Source organism: Nocardioides sp. JQ2195 (assembly GCF_012272695.1).
Classification (GTDB): Bacteria; Actinomycetota; Actinomycetes; order Propionibacteriales; family Nocardioidaceae; genus Nocardioides.
The window spans coordinates 379139-399230 of the sequence record NZ_CP050902.1; the positions used below are offsets into that span (position 1 = coordinate 379139).

Annotated in this window: 24 protein-coding genes and 4 tRNA genes; 17 read left to right on the forward strand and 11 right to left on the reverse strand. The window is 69.7% G+C overall.

Going from position 1 to position 20092, the window contains the following annotated elements; all coding sequences use genetic code 11:
• The first annotated feature begins 129 nt into the window (after positions 1 to 129).
• Positions 130 to 321, forward strand: coding sequence for a BldC family transcriptional regulator (locus tag ncot_RS01695; protein WP_168616046.1), 192 nt, complete (start codon positions 130 to 132; stop codon positions 319 to 321).
• Positions 322 to 352: 31 nt separating this feature from the next.
• On the opposite strand, the gene ncot_RS01700 is transcribed toward ncot_RS01695, so the two are convergent.
• Together ncot_RS01700 and ncot_RS01705 are read right to left on the reverse strand one after the other, a co-directional pair.
• Complete coding sequence (locus tag ncot_RS01700; RefSeq protein ID WP_168616047.1) at positions 353 to 1741, reverse strand: hypothetical protein; 1389 nt, start codon at positions 1739 to 1741, stop codon at positions 353 to 355.
• 68 nt (positions 1742 to 1809) lie between these two features.
• Complete coding sequence (locus ncot_RS01705; protein ID WP_168616048.1) at positions 1810 to 4329, reverse strand: hypothetical protein; 2520 nt, start codon at positions 4327 to 4329, stop codon at positions 1810 to 1812.
• 120 nt (positions 4330 to 4449) lie between these two features.
• On the opposite strand from ncot_RS01705, the gene ncot_RS01710 reads away from it, so the two are divergent.
• Positions 4450 to 4833: a hypothetical protein gene (locus ncot_RS01710; protein WP_168616049.1), complete on the forward strand. Its 384-nt coding sequence runs from the start codon at positions 4450 to 4452 to the stop codon at positions 4831 to 4833.
• Between the two features lie 78 nt (positions 4834 to 4911).
• Here ncot_RS01710 and ncot_RS01715 read toward each other — a convergent pair.
• A tRNA-Phe gene (locus ncot_RS01715) sits at positions 4912 to 4988 on the reverse strand.
• Between the two features lie 100 nt (positions 4989 to 5088).
• Between ncot_RS01715 and ncot_RS01720 the strand changes: the two genes are divergently transcribed.
• From ncot_RS01720 to ncot_RS01735, 4 genes are all read left to right on the forward strand, one after another.
• Positions 5089 to 5161: transfer RNA gene (locus ncot_RS01720), tRNA-Glu, on the forward strand.
• 97 nt (positions 5162 to 5258) lie between these two features.
• Positions 5259 to 5332 (forward strand) — tRNA-Asp (locus tag ncot_RS01725).
• Between the two features lie 162 nt (positions 5333 to 5494).
• Positions 5495 to 6373, forward strand: coding sequence for a class I SAM-dependent methyltransferase (locus ncot_RS01730; RefSeq protein WP_168616050.1), 879 nt, complete (start codon positions 5495 to 5497; stop codon positions 6371 to 6373).
• On the forward strand, positions 6370 to 6717 hold the full coding sequence (locus ncot_RS01735) for a metallopeptidase family protein (protein ID WP_168616051.1): 348 nt from the start codon (positions 6370 to 6372) through the stop codon (positions 6715 to 6717). Before ncot_RS01730 ends, ncot_RS01735 begins: the two co-directional genes overlap by 4 nt.
• 33 nt (positions 6718 to 6750) lie before the next feature.
• Here ncot_RS01735 and ncot_RS01740 read toward each other — a convergent pair whose 3' ends face one another.
• The 3 genes from ncot_RS01740 to ncot_RS01750 are packed head-to-tail and all read right to left on the reverse strand — an operon-like array spanning position 6751 to position 8407.
• Entirely contained in the window at positions 6751 to 7074 is a 324-nt protein-coding gene (locus ncot_RS01740) for a CrcB family protein (protein ID WP_168616052.1), read from the reverse strand.
• Entirely contained in the window at positions 7071 to 7490 is a 420-nt protein-coding gene (gene crcB, locus ncot_RS01745) for a fluoride efflux transporter CrcB (RefSeq protein WP_168616053.1), read from the reverse strand. Before crcB ends, ncot_RS01740 begins: the two co-directional genes overlap by 4 nt.
• A complete protein-coding gene (locus ncot_RS01750; protein WP_240938021.1) occupies positions 7487 to 8407 on the reverse strand; it encodes an ATP-binding protein in 921 nt (306 codons plus the stop codon). Before ncot_RS01750 ends, crcB begins: the two co-directional genes overlap by 4 nt.
• A 205-nt stretch (positions 8408 to 8612) precedes the next feature.
• On the opposite strand from ncot_RS01750, the gene ncot_RS01755 reads away from it, so the two are divergent.
• Positions 8613 to 10067: an NAD(P)/FAD-dependent oxidoreductase gene (locus tag ncot_RS01755; protein ID WP_168616055.1), complete on the forward strand. Its 1455-nt coding sequence runs from the start codon at positions 8613 to 8615 to the stop codon at positions 10065 to 10067.
• A 1-nt stretch (position 10068) separates the two neighbouring features.
• Here ncot_RS01755 and ncot_RS01760 read toward each other — a convergent pair whose 3' ends face one another.
• The gene (locus tag ncot_RS01760) at positions 10069 to 10725 is read right to left on the reverse strand and encodes a PaaI family thioesterase (RefSeq protein ID WP_168616056.1); all 657 of its coding nucleotides are present in this window, start codon (positions 10723 to 10725) and stop codon (positions 10069 to 10071) included.
• An 88-nt stretch (positions 10726 to 10813) separates the two neighbouring features.
• Here ncot_RS01760 and ncot_RS01765 point away from each other — a divergent pair, with 88 nt between their 5' ends.
• On the forward strand, positions 10814 to 11332 hold the full coding sequence (locus tag ncot_RS01765) for a GNAT family N-acetyltransferase (RefSeq protein ID WP_168616057.1): 519 nt from the start codon (positions 10814 to 10816) through the stop codon (positions 11330 to 11332).
• A gap of 4 nt (positions 11333 to 11336) precedes the next feature.
• Here the strand turns inward: ncot_RS01765 and ncot_RS01770 are convergent, their stop codons facing one another.
• Positions 11337 to 12950: a hypothetical protein gene (locus ncot_RS01770; RefSeq protein ID WP_168616058.1), complete on the reverse strand. Its 1614-nt coding sequence runs from the start codon at positions 12948 to 12950 to the stop codon at positions 11337 to 11339.
• A 108-nt stretch (positions 12951 to 13058) separates the two neighbouring features.
• Positions 13059 to 13131, reverse strand: a tRNA-Lys gene (locus ncot_RS01775).
• A gap of 197 nt (positions 13132 to 13328) precedes the next feature.
• Between ncot_RS01775 and ncot_RS01780 the strand changes: the two genes are divergently transcribed.
• From ncot_RS01780 to ncot_RS01790, 3 genes are all read left to right on the forward strand, one after another.
• Complete coding sequence (locus ncot_RS01780; RefSeq protein ID WP_168616059.1) at positions 13329 to 13526, forward strand: hypothetical protein; 198 nt, start codon at positions 13329 to 13331, stop codon at positions 13524 to 13526.
• 250 nt (positions 13527 to 13776) lie between these two features.
• A complete protein-coding gene (locus tag ncot_RS01785; RefSeq protein ID WP_168616060.1) occupies positions 13777 to 13950 on the forward strand; it encodes a hypothetical protein in 174 nt (57 codons plus the stop codon).
• Positions 13951 to 13998: 48 nt separating this feature from the next.
• On the forward strand, positions 13999 to 14622 hold the full coding sequence (locus tag ncot_RS01790) for a CPBP family intramembrane glutamic endopeptidase (RefSeq protein WP_240938022.1): 624 nt from the start codon (positions 13999 to 14001) through the stop codon (positions 14620 to 14622).
• A 3-nt stretch (positions 14623 to 14625) separates the two neighbouring features.
• On the opposite strand, the gene ncot_RS01795 is transcribed toward ncot_RS01790, so the two are convergent.
• Positions 14626 to 15519 (reverse strand): NAD(P)H-binding protein, encoded by an 894-nt coding sequence (locus ncot_RS01795; protein ID WP_168616061.1) that lies wholly within the window; start codon positions 15517 to 15519, stop codon positions 14626 to 14628.
• 319 nt (positions 15520 to 15838) lie between these two features.
• Between ncot_RS01795 and ncot_RS01800 the strand changes: the two genes are divergently transcribed.
• The 6 genes from ncot_RS01800 to ncot_RS01825 all read left to right on the forward strand — a co-directional run bounded on the left by ncot_RS01800 (position 15839) and on the right by ncot_RS01825 (position 18814).
• A complete protein-coding gene (locus ncot_RS01800; RefSeq protein ID WP_056598399.1) occupies positions 15839 to 16042 on the forward strand; it encodes a cold-shock protein in 204 nt (67 codons plus the stop codon).
• A gap of 208 nt (positions 16043 to 16250) precedes the next feature.
• Entirely contained in the window at positions 16251 to 16436 is a 186-nt protein-coding gene (locus tag ncot_RS01805) for a hypothetical protein (protein WP_168616062.1), read from the forward strand.
• 49 nt (positions 16437 to 16485) lie between these two features.
• On the forward strand, positions 16486 to 16779 hold the full coding sequence (locus ncot_RS01810) for a metal-sensitive transcriptional regulator (protein WP_168616063.1): 294 nt from the start codon (positions 16486 to 16488) through the stop codon (positions 16777 to 16779).
• Between the two features lie 23 nt (positions 16780 to 16802).
• Complete coding sequence (locus ncot_RS01815; RefSeq protein WP_168616064.1) at positions 16803 to 17009, forward strand: cation transporter; 207 nt, start codon at positions 16803 to 16805, stop codon at positions 17007 to 17009.
• Positions 17010 to 17187: 178 nt separating this feature from the next.
• Complete coding sequence (locus ncot_RS01820) at positions 17188 to 17805, forward strand: DUF47 family protein (protein ID WP_168616065.1); 618 nt, start codon at positions 17188 to 17190, stop codon at positions 17803 to 17805.
• A 4-nt stretch (positions 17806 to 17809) separates the two neighbouring features.
• Positions 17810 to 18814 (forward strand): inorganic phosphate transporter, encoded by a 1005-nt coding sequence (locus ncot_RS01825; protein ID WP_168616066.1) that lies wholly within the window; start codon positions 17810 to 17812, stop codon positions 18812 to 18814.
• A gap of 67 nt (positions 18815 to 18881) precedes the next feature.
• Here the strand turns inward: ncot_RS01825 and ncot_RS01830 are convergent, their stop codons facing one another.
• Positions 18882 to 19976 (reverse strand): hypothetical protein, encoded by a 1095-nt coding sequence (locus tag ncot_RS01830; RefSeq protein WP_240938023.1) that lies wholly within the window; start codon positions 19974 to 19976, stop codon positions 18882 to 18884.
• Positions 19977 to 20092: the final 116 nt, after the last annotated feature.

Here is a 20092-nt window from a genome sequence, read left to right on the forward strand (position 1 = left end):
GGTCTCACCACCAGCGTAGTGAACCCCCGGGCCACGTGGCCAACCCGCGACGTCGCTCGGCTTGGGAGAGAACCTTGGCTATGGCAAACTTCTTCAGGAATCGGACATTTCCCGCTTGAAAGAGGTCCCATGAACTCCCCCCAGTCGGACGCAGAGAACCTGCTCACGCCGTCCGAGGTTGCTGCCCTCTTCCGAGTCGACCCGAAGACCGTGACCCGGTGGGCGAAGGCCGGCAAGATCGGCTCGATCCGCACCTTGGGTGGCCACCGTCGGTTCCGTGAGTCCGAGGTGATGGACCTTCTCGGCGAGAACGGCTCCTAGGCCAGCAGGACGCTGAAGCCGGCGACGCGGTTCATGAGCGTTCCTGTCCGGAGAGTGGTGTTGCCGGGTGTGACGCCGCCGCCACCGACTTTGTCCGCAGGACGACGAAGTCTCCGTGGGTGCCGTAGCCGGGAAGCGTGCCGCCGTACGCCGTGCCGTCGAAGGTGACCAGCAGGGCGTGGTCGCCGCGCTGGATCACGGTCGGCCACGGGATGTTGGTGGGGTGCTCCGCGTCGAGGACGTCGACCTCACGCATGGCCAGGTCGAAGACCGGGAAGCGTCGGCGCAGGCCTCGCGGGCCCTCCGGGCCGTCGCTGGCCAGCACCCGCCAGTCCGCCCCGACCCGGATGATCGTCGTGCCCTCGGTGGCGGTCCGCTCGGTGGCGGCGCCGATCAGCTCCCAGTCGGTGGGCCCACCGGCCGCCCGTGCCCGTGCCAGCACCGGGTAGAAGTCGAAGAACGTGCGCGCGGCGACGAAGGCGAGGTGCCAGTGTCCGTCGATCCGGGTCAGGTGCGGGTCCCAGCAACCGACGACGGGCGGCGGCAAGCGGTGGAGGGGCACGTCGAGGGGTGTCGACTCGAGGACGTGCTCTCCGTGGAGCAGGTCCTCGTCGCTGGTGGCCAGGCAGATGCCGACGCTGCGGCCGGCCGGATCGTCCCCGTCGTCGAACGTGCTCCAGGTGCTGCTCGCGACCAACCACCGGTCGCCGTCGCGCACCACGTGGGTGGCGTGGTCGCCGCGCACGACCCCGTCGCGACGGAACCAGAGGTCGCTGCGGTGCTCCAGGCGGAAGGTCTCGGGGTCGAACGCCCAGACCCCGCACCGTGCAGTGGCGAAGAACCCGGGACCGGCATGGGTGAGGGCCAGGAACAACCAGCCGTCTCGTTCGTACGGCGTGCCGTCGGCGTGCGTGACGAGGTGGACGTCGCGCACGCCGAGCTGCCCGCTGGTGCCGGAGCGCCAGCTCGCCACGGGGCTGTTCGTCGTCGCGGCGCTCGCATCGGTGTCGGCCGGTCGCCCGGCAACGTCGGCGGTGAGGTGCTCGGGATCGACGTCGTGCTCCAGCACGACCTTGCCCCGGGCCGTCCACTCACCGTCGCCGCGGGTCAGCACGGTCACCTGGCGACCGGTCAGCATCACGCCGAGCGCCTGGGGCGGGGACGAGGTGCGGCCGTGGCGACGGCTTCGGTGCCGGCTGGTGATGCCCGCTGGGTCGGTGATGTCGATGCCGCACCGTGACCGAGTGGCGTCGTACCAGCCCTCGAGCCGGAGGCCGCCGACGGTGAGCCGGGCGACCACCCGCCCGGAGAGGTCGCCGGTGGACAGCTCGACCTCCACTGCGGCGAACGGGGTGTCTCGTTCCCGGCCCACGAGCTGCACCGGCCGGGACCGGTGCACCTCCTCGAATCTCGTCCACACGCCGTGCAGCCTAGAGCGTGTCTCGCCCCACTGGTCGATCAGTGGCCGGTCGATCCGCGGCCGGTCGATCAGCGGAGGCGCCGCAGGAACCCGGCGGCCTGGCGGACCTCGTTGAGGCTGCGCTCCCAGGTGACGCCGACGACGGTGAGCACCACGCCGATCAGCCCGATCACCAACCACTGCGGGAGCGTGACCGCGTGGGTGACCTCGCGCAGCGCGAGCGGAGCGCCGATCAGGGCGCCGGCGACGAGGGGAGCCGACCAGCGCAGGCTGGCGCCGCCGACCGCGACGACCAGGCAGGCGACGCCGAGGGCCAGAGCACGCCAGGAGACCGGGTCGGCGAGGGCGATGAAGAACGACGGCACCAGTGCCAGGGTGAGGCCAGGCCCGAGGGCACGAGCGCTGCGCAGCGCGGTGTCCCGCATCCGGAGCACACCGACCGCGAGCAGCACCACGGCCAGCGGCAGGGTGTAGGCCTCGACCGTCTCGACGCCGAGCTGCTCGAGGCGCACCCACTGGGCGAGCACCATCAGGCCCAGCCCCGCCCAGCCCAACCAACGGCGGTGGGCGTTCACCAGTGCCGACAGGTGCACCAGCACGCCGCTCAGGGTCAGGTCGACGGCCAACCAGGTCTGGCTGCTCCAGGCCTGCCCGCTCCAGTCCTGCCCGTTCGAGCCGTGACCGATGCCGGTGACGCACAGCACCACCGTCGCGACCATCGTGAGCGCCACCGGGAGCTCGCGCTCCGGACGGGCGCCGAGGATCGCCCAGGCGCCGGCCACGACGAGCATCGGCAGCGCCCGCCACGGTGTCTCGACACCGATCAGGTCGAGGGTGGTCCACAGGAAGGCGCCGGCAGCCGGAGCGAGGACGACGTCACCGACGAGTCGAGCAGCGCGGTGTCCCGTGGACGAGACCGCGAGAGCGCCGAGGGTGACCAGGCCGGTGGTGACTGCGGTGAGCACCTGGCTCTGGAGCGAGACGAGCACGGCGCCCGCGGCGAGGAGGCTGGCCAGGGCCAGCGCCGTCTGACGCCTCAGGCCCGCGCTCGGCAGACCGGCTCCGGCGAAGACCGCTGCGGCCACCAGGAGGAGCCCGACCATGACGCCCAGCCCGACGCCGTACGCCGTGGGGACGGCGAGCGCGGAGGCGACCACCAGCATCACCATGGGCAGGGCCACGTGGGTGATCGGGACGTCGCGGCCGAGGTTGATCGCCCCCCAGAGCGCGAGCAGCAGCATGGCCACCACCAGCGGGAGCAGCGCGGGCCACAACCCGGTGAGCTCGGCGCGGGGGAGCGTGCTGTCGACGCCCTGCGACCAGCCGGGGCTGAAGAGCAGTGCGGGCAGGGTCCCGTTGACGAACGCCAGCGCGGCCAGCAGCAGGCCACCGGCGGCAACACCGGCGGGAGCGGCAACCACCGGGCGCCACGGGCGCGCCAACAGGTGGGTGGCGACCGAGGCCGAGGCGACCAGGGCCGAGGCGACCAGCACCAGGGTGTTCGGGGACTCGTCGAGGGCGGGCAGGGTGCTGAGCAGCGCGAGCAACGCGACGGCGGCAGCGGCGGAGACCACGCGGGCGGGCAGCGGGAGCGAGCGGGCGAAGCGAGCCAGCGCGCCGGCCATGATCGCGGCCAGCACCGTGGGCCAGGGAGCGAAATCGGCCCAGGCGCTGGCGAAGGTGAGGGGGGTCTGGATCCGGACCAGGCCCATGACGACGAGCGTCACCCAGGCGAGCCCGACACCGATGGTGAGCAGGATCGAGGCGATCGGCAGCCGGAGCAGCCGGGTGCCGACCAGGCCGGCGCCGAGCAACGCCATCCACAGGACCGTGGAGAGTGCGTCGAGGTGGTGGTTGTGCGGTCCGAGCTGGAAGACCGACTGGACCAGCCCGGCGGTGCCGAGGCCGAGGCCGAGCGCGCCGATGACCTGGGGGCTGACCAGGAGGCCGGCCGGGAATCGGCGCAGGAACGTCGCGCCGCCGATTCCCGCCACGGCCAGGCAGGCACCGAGGACGGTCTGGAACCCGGCCCGGTCGAGGAAGCCGAGCCAGCCCGAGCTCTCCGCGCCGAGGAGGTCGAGGGTGAGCAGGCCCAGGGAGACGGTCACGAACGCCTCGGCACCGGCCCGCAGGTTGCGCTTGGCGAGTAGTCCGCCGAGGGCCACCGCGCCGGCGGTGAGCAGGATCAGGACCGCAGTCCGGCCACCGACGCCGAGCAGTGCCCACGCCACGGCGAGGAAGACGATGGCCGCGACCAGCAGGCACAGCGCGCCGAGCCCGAGCAGGATCTTCGGCACCGAGGCCGCGCTGAGCCCGTGGCGCCTCGGGGCCGGCCACTCGGAGCGGCGTACGTCGTGGGCTCCGGCAGCGGGGAAGCGCACCTGGTCCGGAGGGAGCAGGGATCCCTGGGCGGGGGCGGGGAGGGCGGCCAGCTGGGCGACCAGGCCGTCGGCGTCGGTGAGCGTGCGGAACAACGACTGGGCCACGGGACCGCTCAGCTGGGCACCGCAGTCGGGGCAGGTGTGCGACCCGGCGGCCATCGTCGTGCGGCACACCGGGCAGGCGGCGGGATCGGCATATCGGAACATGGCTCAAGTCTCGACTCGGCAGGGCCGGTTCGACGTCGTCCAGCCGGCTCATTCGCAGATGAGTACGCCTACTCAGCGGCCCGGGTCTGGCCGGGCCGCGTGAGTGGGATCATGCCGTCCATGTCGTCCGACCCGTCATCCCTGCCGCCGTCGCCCCGCACGAAGCCGTCCGGGCGGTGGCTGGTGGCCGGATGGGCGTCGATCTGCGTGGCGGTGGTCCTGCTGGTGGCCGCTGCCCCGCTCATCTGGTGGGCCAACAGCGATCTCGCCCACGAGAACGAGCACGGGGACGACCTCGGGCAGGACATCGCGTTCATGGTCCTGGCCCTGGTGGTCCTGTTCGCGCTGTTCGCGGCCGTTGCGCTCCTCCTGCTCCTCGTCGGCGTGCTGGTGCGGGGGAACACGCGGGTGACGCGGGTGCTCATCGGACTGGGCGTCTCCGTCACGCTGCTCGAGCTCGTGCTGGCGGCGGTCGCTGCGTTCCTCGTCCTCACGGAACCGTGACGCGCTGGTGGCGGGCCGTCACGTGCCCGCGAACGACGAAGGCCGCAGATCGGGATCCGATCTGCGGCCAACGTGCGTTGGTGGCCAGGGGCGGGGTCGAACCGCCGACCTACCGATTTTCAGTCGGTCGCTCGTACCAACTGAGCTACCTGGCCAAGCCGCGACGAAGATTACCCCAGACTGGTCCCAACGGTGAAACCGCGAGTCACTTTGGCGACTCGTCACCGCTGCCCCTATGCTGTATCGGCAGTCCCGGCCCCCATCGTCTAGCGGCCTAGGACGTCGCCCTTTCACGGCGGTAGCACGGGTTCGAATCCCGTTGGGGGTACGCGTTGAGCACAGTGGTGGGCCCCGATTGGGAGTCACCGGCCCACATGGGTTATTGTTCACCGGCCTTGCAGTTGAAGAACTGCAGAGCACAACCTGGCCCCGTAGCGCAGTTGGTTAGCGCGCCGCCCTGTCACGGCGGAGGCCGCGGGTTCGAGTCCCGTCGGGGTCGCAAGAAGACGCTCCGGATCGCACAGATCCGGAGCGTTCTGCATTTCCTCGATAGTCCCCAACGTCCGGCATCTCGGAATCGGCTTCCCGCCTGCGTGGCGTTGGGGACTATCCGGGGACGTGTCGGGCGGGCCTGCCTTGGTGGCTCGCCTACGGTGGGCGTGTGGCCAATGAAGAGATGCGCAAGGGCTGGTCGATCGGCGGAGCGGGTTGGGTGGCCAACCAGCGGATCTTCGATGCTGTGCTGGGTCCGTGCAGCGACGAGCTCCTGGAGGCGGCCACTCCGGCACCCGGCCAGCGCGTCCTCGACGTGGGCTGCGGCACCGGGACCCTGCTCGAGGCAGCCGTCGCCGCCGGGGCCTCCGCGGTGGGTGTCGACATCTCCGACACCATGGTCGCCGCGGCCCGGGCACGGGTGCCCGATGCCACCGTGCTGATCGCGGACGCGCAGGTCGACGACCTCCGCGACGGCTCGGCCGGCGGCGACTTCGACCTCGTCCTCTCTCGGTTCGGAGTGATGTTCTTCGACGACCCGGTGGCCGCCTTCGCCAACATCCGACGCGCCTGCGTGCCCGGCGCCAGGCTGGCCTTCGTCTGCTGGCGCGAGGGCGAGAACGCCATGTTCACGCTTGGCACCTCCACGCTGCTGGACCGACTGGAGCCACAGCCCGAGGCCGACCCGAACGCTCCCGGGCCGTTGGCGTTCGGTGATCCCGAGCGGGTACGCCGGATCCTGCATGAGGCGGGCTGGTCCGGTGTCGACCTGGTCGCGGTGGACACCGTGGCCGACTTCGGCCTCGACGGCACGGACGGCGTCGAGGAGCGACTTGAGGTGATCCTCTCCGGCAGCCTCGGCCGGCTCGCCCGTGCCGAGCTCGAGCCGCGCCTCGGCGAGCAGGGCTGGGCCGAGCTGGTCGACGAGGTCCGCGACGAGCTGCGCAGTCACCTCGTGGACGGTGTGGTGCGCTTCCCGGCCCGCACCTGGCTGGTGACCGCCGAGAACCCGGTGGTGACCGCCGGGAGCTCGGAGGTGGTCCCGTGATCGAGCTGGGCCGCGCGGAGTTCGAGGCGTTGGTGGACCGCGCCCTCGACGGCATCCCCGACGAGCTGGCCGCCATGGTCCAGAACGTCGTCGTCCTCGTCGAGGACGAGCCGCCCGCCGACGATCCGCACCTGCTCGGCCTCTACGAGGGCGTGGCGCTGACCGAGCGGCAGGCCAACCACGCGGGCCTGCCCGACCAGATCTTCGTCTTCCGCAACCCGCTGCTGGACATGTGCGACAGCGTGGAGCAGCTCGAGGACGAGGTCCGCATCACCGTGGTGCACGAGATCGCCCATCACTTCGGCCTCGACGATGCCGAGCTGCACGCCCTCGGCTACGCCTGAGGCCAGTCCGTCGACCAGCTGGGGGCCGGATCGTCAGGCCAGCAGCCAACCGAGCGCGCAGGCCGTCAGGGAGAGCGTGATCGTCACCACGACGTACGTCGTGCCGCGTCGGGCCCCCAGCCGGTCGGCCTGCACCGCGAACGAGGAGTAGGTCGTCAGGCCGCCGCAGAATCCGACGCCGAGCAACGCCATCTCGTGGCCCGAGAGTGCGAGCGACGAGAGCAGGCCCAGCAGGAAAGAGCCCACCACGTTGACCACCAGCGTGCCGTTCGGGTGGTCGCGGTCGAGGAAGTGCCCGGCGACGAAGCGCAGCGGCGCGCCGACCGCGGCGCCGAGGGCGACCAGGAGCGGGGTCACTCGTCGCCCTCCTCGTCGGCGAACTCGTCCCGGGCCGCCGGGTCGGAGAGGCTGCTGGCCGCGACCACGGCCACCGCGCCGGCGGCGAGCGTGGCCAGGACGTAGGTCACGGCCAGCCCGGCAGCACCGTCAGCGGCGAGGGCGCGTGTCTCCTCGGAGAACGTGGACAGCGTCGTGAACCCGCCGAGGACACCGGGGCCGAGGAGGAGCGGAAGGACCGGGTGACGGCGTACGACGGCGAACGCGGGGAGGAGGGCGAGCACGAAGGCGCCGCTCACGTTGATCGCGAACGTGCCCCAGGGGAAGCCGCCGTCGTGTGGGACAGCCTGGGAGACGATCCAGCGCAGCACGGCCCCGAAGGCACCGCCCAGGGCGACTGCAGCCACGTGGGTGGCCGAGAGACGAGCTCGGGTCACGAGACGTGGTGCACCGTGTCGGCGGTCTCGTTGCCGGGCCAGGGGAGGGGGGCGGCTCCGTTGCCCTGCCGGATGATCTCGCCGAGGAACCAGCCCTGGAACTCGCGCTGCTGGTCGGTCGCCGCCAGGGAGAGCAGGCGCTCGGTGCGGCAGAACGAGTCGGCGAGCTCGAGGACGTCGATGACCTGCAGCGTCACCTTGGGAGCCTCGGGCGTGACCACGAGCCTGATCGGGGTCTGGCGGCTCCCCGCGGCGATCGCCCGGTTGAGCTCGGTGATCCCCTGCGCCTGCTTGATCTCGTCGTCGAAGCGGTTGAACAGGTCGCTGATGGTCTTGGCGACGGGGTAGTCGTCCTCGTGGGCCAGGGAGAGCAGCCGCAGCTCTCGGCGTACGTCGCGGAAGTGGCGCCGCCAGTCGACGTAGACATCCAACGGGAGGGACTCGTAGGTCACCACGATGCCGTCACTGGTGCGGACCTGGGGCGGGCGACCGCTGCTGGGGCCCTCGGAGGTGTAGAGCTGGCCGTCGAGGTCCGGGTGGTCGACCGGCTCGGCTGCCGGCTCGAACCAGACCATCTTGCCGTCCTCGAGCAGCTCGGCTCCCCAGGCGTGCGACGACATGGCGACCATGCCGAGCCCGCGGCCGATGGTGGCCAGGAGCTCGTCGTCGTGGGTCATCCGGCCGTTGGGCTCAGGCGGGACGCGCGAACCGTCGTAGACCTCGATGCGCGGGTGGCGACGCGTGCCGCGCATCCGGATCGCGATGGGTGGCTCGGCATGCAGCAGGGCGTTGGTGACCAGCTCCGAGATGCCGAGCTCGGCGCTCTCGACGAGGTCCTCTCGATCGAGCTTGTGGCAGGCCTCAGCGGCCCAGCGACGCGCATCGGAAACCGAGCGCGGGCTTGACCCCAACCTCACTTCTCTCTGGCTCAGCGGCAAGACCCCACCTGTGTCGAACGAGAACTTCCCCGACCCATCTTGTGGCACCAGGTGTGTGTTTGCCCACTGTCTCGGCGGTTGAAACCTGAAATATCCAACTTCATTTCGGCGATTACGCCTGTGGGTGGAACTATGGGAGCCGAAATCAAGCGTCGAGACAGAGACTCAGAGGGGCCGCAGGCGGATGGCAATCAACAACGGCAAGCACCAGGTGGTCGTCATCGGCTCCGGATTCGGTGGGCTGTTCGGAACCAAGGCCCTGAAGCGCTCTGACCTCGAGGTGACGATGGTCGCGAAGACCACGCACCACCTGTTCCAGCCGCTGCTCTACCAGGTTGCCACCGGGATCCTGTCGCAGGGCGAGATCGCCCCGCCCACCCGCGAGGTGCTGGCGAAGCAGAAGAACGCGCAGGTGCTGCTCGGCACGGTCACCGACATCGACCTCGAGGCCCGCACCGTCACCCACCACGTGCTCGGGCGCCAGACCGTCTCCCACTACGACTCCCTGATCGTCGCCGCCGGCGCCAGCCAGTCCTACTTCGGCAACGACCACTTCGCCGAGTTCGCCCCCGGCATGAAGAGCATCGACGACGCGCTCGAGCTGCGCGGGCGCATCTTCGGGGCGTTCGAGATGGCCGAGAACGCCGCCCGGCGCGGTGAGCCCTACGACCACCTGCTGACCTTCGTGGTGGTCGGCGCCGGCCCGACCGGTGTGGAGATGGCCGGCCAGATCGCCGAGCTGGCGCACAAGACCCTCAAGCGCGACTTCCGCAGCATCGACACCAAGCAGGCCCGCATCATCCTCCTCGACGCGGCGCCGCAGGTGCTCCCGCCGTTCGGTGCCAAGCTCGGCGCCAAGGCCAAGGCCGAGTTGGAGAAGATCGGCGTCGAGGTCCAGCTCGGTGCGATGGTCACCGGAGTCGACGAGCGTGGTCTCGACCTGAAGGACAAGGACGGCACCACCCGTCGCATCGACTCGGTCGCCAAGATCTGGGCCGCCGGCGTGCAGGCCAACCCCCTCGGCAAGACGCTGTCGGAGCAGAGCGGTGCGCCGCTCGACCGGGCCGGCCGCATCTCGGTCAACCCCGACCTGACCCTGCCGGGCCACCCCGAGGTGTTCGTCCTCGGCGACATGATCTCGCTCGACAACCTTCCCGGCGTGGCCCAGGTCGCGATCCAGGGCGCGAAGTACGCCGCCAAGGAGATCGACAACCGGCTCAAGGACAAGGCGCCCCAGAAGCCCTTCAGCTACTTCGACAAGGGCTCGATGGCGATCATCAGCAAGTTCCGCGCCGTCGCCTCCGTCGGCAAGCTGAAGCTGAACGGCAGCATCGCCTGGCTGATGTGGCTGGGTGTCCACCTGATCTACCTGACCGGCTTCAAGAACCGTGTCGGGGCCCTGCTCAGCTGGGCGATCACCTTCATCGGCAACGACCGTTCCGAGCGCACCGTCACCGAGCAGCAGATCTTCGCGCGCCAGGCGTTGGAGCGGCTCGGCAAGGGCGCCCGCGACCTGGTCAGCGAGCCCGGCGAGTTCGACGCAAGGCTCGAGAACCGGCGCGCCGAGCTCGAGGCCCGGGCCGCGGAGGAGGCCCGCCTGACCGACGAGGGTCAGCGCGGCGTCCACCACGAGGTCTGACCTACTCGAACGTCTCCTGCTTCTGCTGGGCCAGCTGTTCGCGCGCCCATCGGGGCAGGATGAAGATGCCTTCGGCGAGGACGGTGGGGCCCTCGGCGTCGGCGATGTGCGCCTCGACGTACGTCTTGACGCCGTCGACCTTCACGATCGCGCCCTCGGCGTGGAGGTCGCCCAGCGGTGTGCCGCGCCGGTAGGTCAGGGTCAGTCGACCGGTCATGCCGGGTGATCCACCGGCTGCCGCGGCCTCCCCGCAGACCTGGTCGAGGATCAGCGCGCTGACGCCGCCGTGGACCAGGCCGGGTGGGCCCTCGTAGGCCGCGCCGAGGTGGAAGTCGGCGGACGCCGTGCCGTCCTCGGACCAATGCGTCTCCAAGGGTGGCGCGATCGCGTTGCGCTGGCCCACGACGGTGTTGCCCATGTTGCGCACCTTGCCCTCGGAGCTGATCACGGCGCCGTACGCCCCCTCGATCTGGCTGGCCCGCAGTCGCGCGGTCAGGGCCTCGACCTGGCTGCGCACGTCCTCCATCTCCTCGTGGGGGACGGTGCTGCGGATCACCGCGTCCACGAGCTCGCGGGTGCTCTGGGCGAGTGCGCCGGCGACCTCGACCTCGCGGGCGATCTCTTCGGGGCTGAGGTCTTCGGTGCGGTAGTTCAACATGGGCTCACCCTAGGGCGTGGCGCAGCAGTGCTTGGTAGTGACACATATCGGGTTGGTCACTCGCCCTGTCGCATGGTCGGATGTGCCCATGATCGAGCTGGTTCCCCCCTCCCCTGACCTCTACGACAGCTGGCTCGAGGCCGAGGACGAGTTCGGCGATGCCCACCGGGACGGGTCCGGCTTCTCCGGTCCCCGCCCCTCGACGGACCGGCCGGCGTACGACGCGATGGTGGCCGACCGCCTGTCGATGGCGGACCCGTCCACCCCGGTCCCGGAGGGGTTCGTGCACTGCACGTTCCTGTGGATGGTCGGGGAGGCTGAGTTCATCGGCTACTTGGCGATCCGGCACGCGCTGACGCCGTTCCTCCTCGAGGAGGGCGGCCACGTCGGCTACTCGGTGCGCCCCTCGCGTCGACAGGAGGGCCACGCGACCCGTGCGCTGGGCCTGTCGCTGCCGGTCGCGGAGTCGCTGGGTATCGAGCGGGTGCTGGTCACCTGCGACGACGACAACATCGGCTCCTACCGAACGATCGAGGCCAACGGTGGTGTGCTCGAGGACGTGCGCAACGGCAAGCGTCGCTACTGGCTTGACGCGTCGGCGCGTTGATCGCTCAGCCTCGTCCGCGGTAGCGCTCCAGCACGTCGGTGAAGGCCTGCGGGTCGACCATGCCCGCGTCGAGCTTGTACGGCGGCATGCCGGTGCGGTGGATGAGCACCTTCCAGCCGCGGTGGCCGGGCGAGCCCTCCACCTCGATGTTCGCGTGAGCGCCTGCCAGGTCGAAGCGGTGGTGGCTGTCCTGGCTGCGGATGTCGAGCTGTCCGCGCTCCACGACGACCGTGGCCGGCGCGGCGTTCGAGTGGGCGCTCCAGAGCACGAGGGTGACCGCCGCGGCGGCCAGGGCCGTCACGACGCTGCCCACCGATCTCTCCTGCCAGGCGAGCCAGGCCAGGGCGAGCGTCGCTGCCCCGCCGACCACGAGGAGTGCCAGCAGGACCTGCTGGGTGCTGCGTCGGGCGCTGAGGTCGATGGTCTCGTGGGAGGGCGGTGCGGCGAGGTCGCTCGCGGTTTCCGTGCCGCTTCCGGTGGCGACCGCGGTGCTCACGGGCGCCGGCCGGCTCGGTTGCTGCGGCGCGGGTTGCGCTGCCGTGGATGATTCGGTGCGCTGCGGCTCGGCGACGTTCGGTGATGGGGCCGCGTGCTGCGCTGCGTCGGCACGGTGCGGCGGTTCCGGGTCCGGTGCCGGACTGCTTGCCGGAGGGTGGCCGTGGACCGGCTCCTCCACGTACGGCTTCAGAGGGGCCGGGGGATGGGTGCGCGACGTGGCCGCGTTGAGCAGCTCCTCGAGCGACTCGAACTTCATGGTCTTCCGGGGCTCGGGCTCCTGCGGGGGCTGAGGCTCCTGTGCCACCGGCGTCGGCGTGGGAGTGCGATCGGCGGGCGCCTCCGGGGTGGATGCGGCGGCCGGCCCTGCGTCGTACGTCGTCGGCTCGGTCGGCTTCCCGCGGGTGATCGCGGGCTTCGGAGCGCGCCGGGGAGGGGCGTCCTCTTCGGCCCGGAGCACCGCAGCCAGGGCAGGACCGATGACGGCTGCGTCGGTGATCTGCGGGGATGTGCTGTCCGCGACCGCGCGAGTTGCCGCCGGCCCGGGTGTGACTGGCTGGGACTCGAGCGGCTCGCGTGTCACCGGCTCGGGCGTCACTGGCTCGGGCGGCGGAGGTTTCTCGACAGTCTCCGGCGTGGTCGGAGCCGGTGGTCGCCTGCGCTTGCGCTGGAGCCGGCTGGTGAAGCGAGTGCGCATCCCCTCGGCCTCCGGTTGGGCCGGTGCGGCCTGACGCAGGGCCGCGAAAACGTCCAGCGGGGCGGACGGGCTGAAGCCGGTCGTGTCGATGTCGCCTGCGAGCGGCTCCGGCTGCGGCTCAGGCTCCGGCTCGCCGGCAGGTTCGGGCTCCGTCTCGACCGCGACACGGGGGCTGTCGTCCGGAGCCGGGCCGTCCACCTCGTCGTCGGACACACCCGTTGACGCCGGCTCACCAGGCGGGGTGGAGACCGCCTCAGTGTTGAGCAGGGGGTGGATCATCGGCCCGCTCACCGGATCGGCGAACAACTCCGACAACGGCGCGAACAGCGGATCCGCCGGCTGCGTCGATGCTGTCGGCGTCGCGGGTTCCTCGATCGGCTCGTCGACGCCGGCGTCGGCCAGCTCGTCGTGCGAAGGAGTGCCCATGACTGGAAAACTAGCCACCTTCGTCAGCGTTATGGTCGCGGGTCGCGCATTGAGACGCGTGTGACCGATGTCGCGAGTCGTGGATGGCGTCCGACGCCTGCGCGTGAGTAGGCCCTGTGGGACTCGAACCCACAACCAACGGATTAAAAGTCCGGAGCTCTGCCAATTGAGCTAAGGGCCCGGGAGATGCGAAGTCTAGTCAGAAGGACCCTCGGGACCTCCACCGCGCAAATCGACGCCTGAAGTATGTCGCATGGGTCAGGAGCGCTCCCAGCCCGGGTGCCATGGTCTCCGCCCAGGAGGAGGGTCGCGATGTCGGGCAGGTCGGAGCGGGAGAATACGCTGCACGCAGCTCTGCCCGACGGCACAATGTTCTTCGTGACCACCACGGACGGCCTGCTGGCGGGCGTTGATGCTGCGCGGCGTCGGATCATGTGGCGAGTCTTCTCGGCCAACGTCATCGCTGGGACTGTGTGGCTCCTGGTCCTGGCGTTGCTGAGCTGGCCCCTGGCCCTGATCGGCGTCCTCTACGTCGCCGTCGCAAGCGGCTTCCTGGCCGTGACCCACGGCACCTGATGAGCGAATGGTCGTATGGACCTGAGCTGACCATCGTGGTCGCGGGCGGTGGGTGTCTGTGCGATGCGGACCTTCCGCTGAGTCGCAATCGGCATCCCCGGGCCTCGCGACCGTCGTCAACCACGGATCGAGGCCGCCACCTGCAGGTATCGTGGGTGGCCGGGATGCTGCGGCGTCCCGGCCACTGGGCCGAGACCAGGTGCATCGGGTTCCTGGTCCCACGCCACGAGGAGAGGACCGTCTGGTGTTCATGACCATCGTTGGAGCCGTCGTCGCTGTTGTCTTCATCGGCGCGGTCCTGGAGGGCCGCCGCAAGAAGCGTCGCCACGCCCGCGGGACCCTCGACCACCGCATCCAGGCTGGGAACACCCAGGGCCAGGAGTACGGCACACCTCCCCAGGTCCCGGGTTCGTACAGCGGATGATGCCGACCGCATTGCTCCACCAGCCGGCGACCGTTCTGGTTCTGCTGCGTGGACGCTGAGGCCCACCCGGCGCGTCGCCGGGTCGTCGCGACGGTGATGACGGCCGTCGTCGGCGCAGTGCTCCTCGCGGTGTCCTTGCGGATCGAGCCCGGCAGCGCCTGGTTCTACCCATCGACACTCGCCCTGGCGGCCGTGTGGGCGGTGGGGGCGTGGGCTTCGGGGCCCCTCCACCTGGGCCGGGTCGGCACCGAGCGACCGGTCGCCCCCGCCCTGCTCGTGGGTGGTGGACTGGCAGCGGTGTTCGTCCTGGGCGCACTGGTCGTGCGCGAGATCCCTGTCCTCGCCGACCGGGTCTCCGACGTGCTCGCCTATGCCGACAGGGGGCCGTGGCTGCCGCTCCTGCTGATCACGGTGATCAACGGGGTGGCCGAGGAGATGTTCTTCCGGGGGGCCCTCTTCGACGCGCTGGACCGGGCACCGGTGTCGATCACCGCCGTGGCCTACGCCGCGGTGACCCTGGTCACCGGCAATCCGATGCTGGCCTTCGCCGCCCTCATCCTGGGGGTTGTCGTCGGACAGCAACGCCGGGTCTCCGGCGGGCTGCTGGCGCCGGCGATCACCCACGTCACCTGGTCGGTGACGATGCTGTTCGTGCTGCCGGCGTTGTTCTGAGGGCTACGCGCCGTCGGCCAGGGCACGGCGTACGGCGTCCTCGTAGGGCAGCGGGTCGCCGGGCACCACGTCGGTGATGGAGGTGTCGGTGACCACCACCTCGGTGCCCATCGAGTCGATGAGGTTGCGCCCCGTGGTCACGTCGATGTCGGTGACGAGGGCCAGCCAGTACGACGACAGGCGCGGCGTGAGCACGGGCACCTTGAGGATCGGGAGTGGACGGCCCTGGATGCGGGCGACCACGCGCAACATGTCGACGTACGTCAGCTGGTCGGCGCCGCCGATCTCGAAGGTGCGACCCAGCGCGTCAGGGTGGGCCACGACGCCCGAGATGTAACGGACGACGTCGTCGATGGCGATCGGCTGGGTGCGGGTGGACGCCCACTGGGGGACCAGCATGGCCGGCAACCGCTTGACCAGCTGGCGGGTCAGCTCCCACGAGATCCCGCCGTTGCCGACCACGATCGCCGCGCGCAGCACGGTCACGGGTACGCCGGCCTCACCGAGCAGGTGCTCGACCTCCCGGCGCGAGCGCAGGTGGGCCGAGAGGTCGCTGTCATCGGCTCCGAGGCCACCCATGTAGACGATCTGGCGCACGCCCTGCTCGGCGGCCACCGTGCCGAAGAGTCGTGCGGCCGCCGCGTCGCGCTCCTCGAAGTCGGGCTTGTCGAGCGAGTGGACCAGGTAGATCGCGACCTCGACGTCAGCGAGTGCGTCGCGCAAGGAGTCGGCATCGGCCACGTCGCCGAAGACCGGGTCGCCCGGGCCGGCGTACTCCTCGGGTCGGCGCGTCATCGCGCGGACGGCGTGGCCCTCCGCCTCCAGGACGGGGCCGAGCCGCTGGCCGATGAAGCCTGATGCGCCCGTGAGCAGGACCGTCGTTGCCGGGTTCGTCATGCCCCCAGCATGCCCGAAGAACGGCGACGGGCGGTGACGAGGACGAGGCGCTCGAGGTGGCTCCGTAACACGCCCGTCGCCAACTGTTCACCCGCCCCGGGAAAATGGTTGCTCGTCGACCATTCCTTTTCCCGTGGTGATTGGTAGGCTTCGGGTGCACCCGGTGCAAGTTCCAGTATGGCTGACGCCCGCGGAGTTTGTGATCCAACGGCGTTTCTTCTTCGTGGGCCAGATTCACGAGTCGGAGCGACGTGTCACCGCATCTGGTGTGGGGCCGTTGAAGTGATGGCCTCTCGCCCCGACAAAGGAGTATCGAGCAATGGCTCAGGGCACCGTCAAGTGGTTCAACGCTGAAAAGGGCTTCGGCTTCATCGCCCAGGAAGACGGCGGCGACGACGTCTTCGTGCACTATTCGGCCATCCAGTCGAACGGCTACAAGTCGCTGGACGAGAACCAGAAGGTCGAGTTCGACGTCACGCAGGGTCCCAAGGGCCCGCAGGCGGAGAACGTTCGCCCGCTCTGATCACAACCTGATCGAGCACAACACGAAGAAGGTCTACGCACCGACTTCTCTTCGGAGGCCTCAACCCACCCGGGTTGGGGCCTTCGGACCATTTTTTGACTATCTTTGGGTTCCTGGGGGTTTGGATCACCAGTCAACGGGCATGGTGGGACGTGGAGTATGCCCGACGTAGGGCTGGGGAACGCTCCCACAGAGAGGGACACGAGGCGTGCACGACCAGTTCGACGTCACTCTCGAGGATCAGGAACTGCTCGACGAGGTCGAGCTCACCACGAGCCTGATCATTGCCGCGAGTGAGTCCGACGCTGCCCTGTCGCAGGAGCAGATCGATGAGATCCTCGGTGTGGTCCCCGCCGATGAGCCGAACGCTCCCGAGACCGGCGATCCTGCCTAGTTCGTCTCCCACGCCCAGCATTCATACCCCAGGGGGGTAGTCTGTGGGCATGGCCGAACACCAGCACGGATACATCCACCGCAAGGACGACTACCTCAAGCGGCTCAAGCGCATCGAGGGCCAGGCCCGCGGACTGCAGCGCATGGTCGAGGAGGAGAAGTACTGCATCGACATCCTCACCCAGGTGTCTGCGATGACCAAGGCACTCCAAGCGGTCTCCATCGGCCTGCTCGAGGAGCACATGGGCCACTGTGTCGTCGACGCCGCCCGGGCCGGTGAGGAGCAGGGCCGCGAGAAGGTCGCCGAGGCGACCGAGGCGATCGCCCGCCTGATTCGGTCCTGATCCCGATCACCAGGAGGAGCCACATGGCCACGATCAGCAGCTGGAACGTCACGGGGATGACCTGTGGGCACTGCGTTGCCTCTGTCACCGAGGAGATCCAGGAGATTCCCGGTGTCGAGTCCGTCGACGTCGTCCTCGAGAGCGGAGCGGTGACGGTCACCAGCGCCGAGCCCCTCGACCGCGCGGCCGTCGAGTCGGCCGTCGCCGAAGCGGGCTACCAGCTGGCCTGAACCACACGCCGTACGCCGGGTGGTGCGTCGCCCACGGCCTGCGAGCGAGTGTTTGTGGTCACGAATTGCGCCTGCTCCGCGTGAAGCCGGGGAAGGTCCGGAGCGCGGCAGTTGCGCGCCACGCCGATGTTGCCCCTAGCATGTTCAGCGTTCAGGTCCTCCTCATCAGGAGTTTTCCGTGGCTTTTCGATTCCGCCCTGTCGATTCATCCTTCTACGACCTCTTTGCCGAGTCCGCTCAGCACCTCCTCGGTGGCGCAGCGCTGCTCGCCGAGATGCTCAGCGAAGACAGCAACCGTGAAGAAGTCGCGTCCCGTATGCGTGCCGCAGAGCACGAGTGCGACGAGACGACCCACGCCATCGTCCGCCGGGTGAACAGCACCTTCGTGACGCCGTTCGACCGCGAAGACATCTACTCGCTGGCCTCCGGGCTCGACGACGTGATGGACGAGATGGATGAGGCTGTCGACCTGATCCTGCTCTACGAGGTCGAGCACCTGCCCTCCGAGCTGTCCAAGCAGGTCGAGGTGCTCCAGCGCTGTGCCGAGCTCACCGCCGACGCGATGCCGCGCCTCCAGGCGATGAAGGACCTCGACGAGTACTGGATCGAGATCAACCGCCTCGAGAACACCGGCGACAAGAGCTACCGACGGATCCTGGCCAGCCTGTTCAGCGGCAAGTACGAAGCCATCGAGGTGATCAAGCTCAAGGACATCGTCGAGGCGCTCGAGCAGGCGATCGACGCGTTCGAGACGGTGGCCAACATCGTCGAACAGATCGCGGTCAAGGAGTCCTGACCGCATGGAACTCGCGATTGTCATCGCGGTCATCGTCGTTGCCCTGGTCTTCGACTACACCAACGGCTTCCATGACGCGGCGAATGCCATCGCCACGTCGGTCTCGACGCGTGCGCTGACTCCACGCGTCGCACTGGCCATGGCCGCGGTGATGAACTTCGTCGGTGCGTTCCTCGGCCAGAAGGTCGCCGAGACGGTGGCCGAGGTGATCTCGCCACCTTCCGACACCCATGGCCTGATCATCGTGATGGCCGGTCTGCTCGGCGCCATCACGTGGAACCTGATCACGTGGTACTTCGGGCTGCCCTCGTCCTCCTCGCACGCCCTGATCGGTGGCCTGGTCGGAGCCGCGATGGCAGCCGGGGTCGGCGTTAAGTGGGGCGTCGTGGTCGACAAGGTCCTGATCCCGATGATCCTGTCGCCGGTCTTCGCCTTCGCTGCCGGATTCGCAGTGATGATCCTGATCCTGTGGCTCTTCCGCCGGGCCAGCCCGGCCCGCGCGAACCGTGGCTTCCGCATGGCGCAGACCGCGTCCGCCGCGGCCATGGCCCTGGGCCACGGACTCCAGGACGCCCAGAAGACGATGGGTGTCATCTTCCTTGCCCTGGTCACCATCGGCTACGCCGAGACCGGCGACGGTCTCCCGTGGTGGGTCATCGTGCTCGCGGCGACGGCGATCTCGCTCGGCACCCTGTCCGGTGGCTGGCGGATCATGCGCACGCTCGGCCGGCGCATTATCCACCTCGACCCGCCGCGTGGCTTCGCCGCTGAGTCGGTCGCCGCCTCGGTGCTCTACACGACGGCGTACGTCTTCGAGGCGCCCATCTCCACGACCCACACGATCACCTCTGCGGTGATGGGCGTCGGCGCCACGAAGCGGCTCTCCGCCGTGCGGTGGGGTGTCGCCAAGTCGATCCTCACCGGCTGGGTGCTCACCTTCCCGGCAGCCGGCGCCGTGGCCGCGGTGGCCTACTGGCTCTCCCACTTCCTGATCGAAGTCCTCCCCTGATCCCTTCCCGATAGTCCCCAACGTCTCGCAGGTGAACTCGGGCGTTTCGGGTGCGAGACGTTGGGGACTATCGCGGGGGCTTGCTCGCCTGCCGGCGAATCGCCAAGAACCGCCGGCGCTGTTCGGGGGTGAGGGCACGGCGCTGCGTGACCGTCGACGTCGGTGTCCACCACTGCGGGGGCGTGATCGTCCACGGCCGATCCGTCCGTGCTCTGGGTTCGGCTCGCGCGTAGGCCGCCCGGAGACGGCCGACGACGGCTTGATGGTCAGGAAGGTCGCTGGCCAGCATCGTGACCACCTCCAGGCCGACGTCGCGGAACCGGGCCTCCCGGCGTACGTCGATCGAGCGTTGCGGTCCGGCAAGGTGCAGTGAACCGTCGTACTCCCCGATGACTCCGACGACGGGATCGAGCAGGTCGGGGGTCCCGATGTGCCGGCCCTGGAGGTCGAAGACCGGCGCGTTGGTGAGCGGTCGGGCCAGTCCGGCCTCGCGGGTCCACATGAGCCGCATGTCGACCTCGCGCGGCGACCAGGCGTTCTCGTCGCAGTGCAGGAGGGCGTCACGACACTGCGGAATGCCCGTCCATCCGCGGTGCTCACTGGCGTAGTCGTGGACCTCCTCGAGTGAGACGAGGTCGTTGTGCGCCGCCATGTCGAAGGCGCGTACCGCCGCAACCAGGCTCGGTGCCCGGCGCATCATGAAGCAGACCGATCGAACGGCGACCGTGACGCGGACCCCGTCCACCTCGATCAGCTCCTGGGGGTCGAGGCCTTCCTCGCAGATCGCGACGCCCGGCCACGGGCGTCGGTATGAGCAGGCGAGGTCGACGTCGAGCGGGCTGCCATCCGCAGCCGAGCCCTCGAACCAGCCGCCGCCGAGCCAGTGCAGCGCGCCCCAACCGGTGACTCCGCCGGCGACTCCGCCCGGGGCGCGGTCGTCGCTGGGCAGGAGCTTGGCCGCCTCGACGATGCGTTGAGGTGTGGTCAGAGGGACGTCGGTCGGGACGTACAGTCCCAGTCCGGTGCGCCTCCAGTGGGGGCCGGAGGCCTGCCCGCGGGTGGGCCCAGCGCGACCGCGGGGGTCCACACCGACCGGCCAGGTGACGCGCCGGCTGGTGCTGGGGAAGTCGTCGTGGAAGTCGTCGAAGTCGTGGATGGCCATGTGACCACCCTGAGAAGGGCGACCGACAATCAGGGACCGTTTTCCACAGGGGCCCCCATCTGCCCGATAGTCCCCAACGTCTGGCAGCTCAAAGGCGGGGTTTCGCCTGCGAGGCG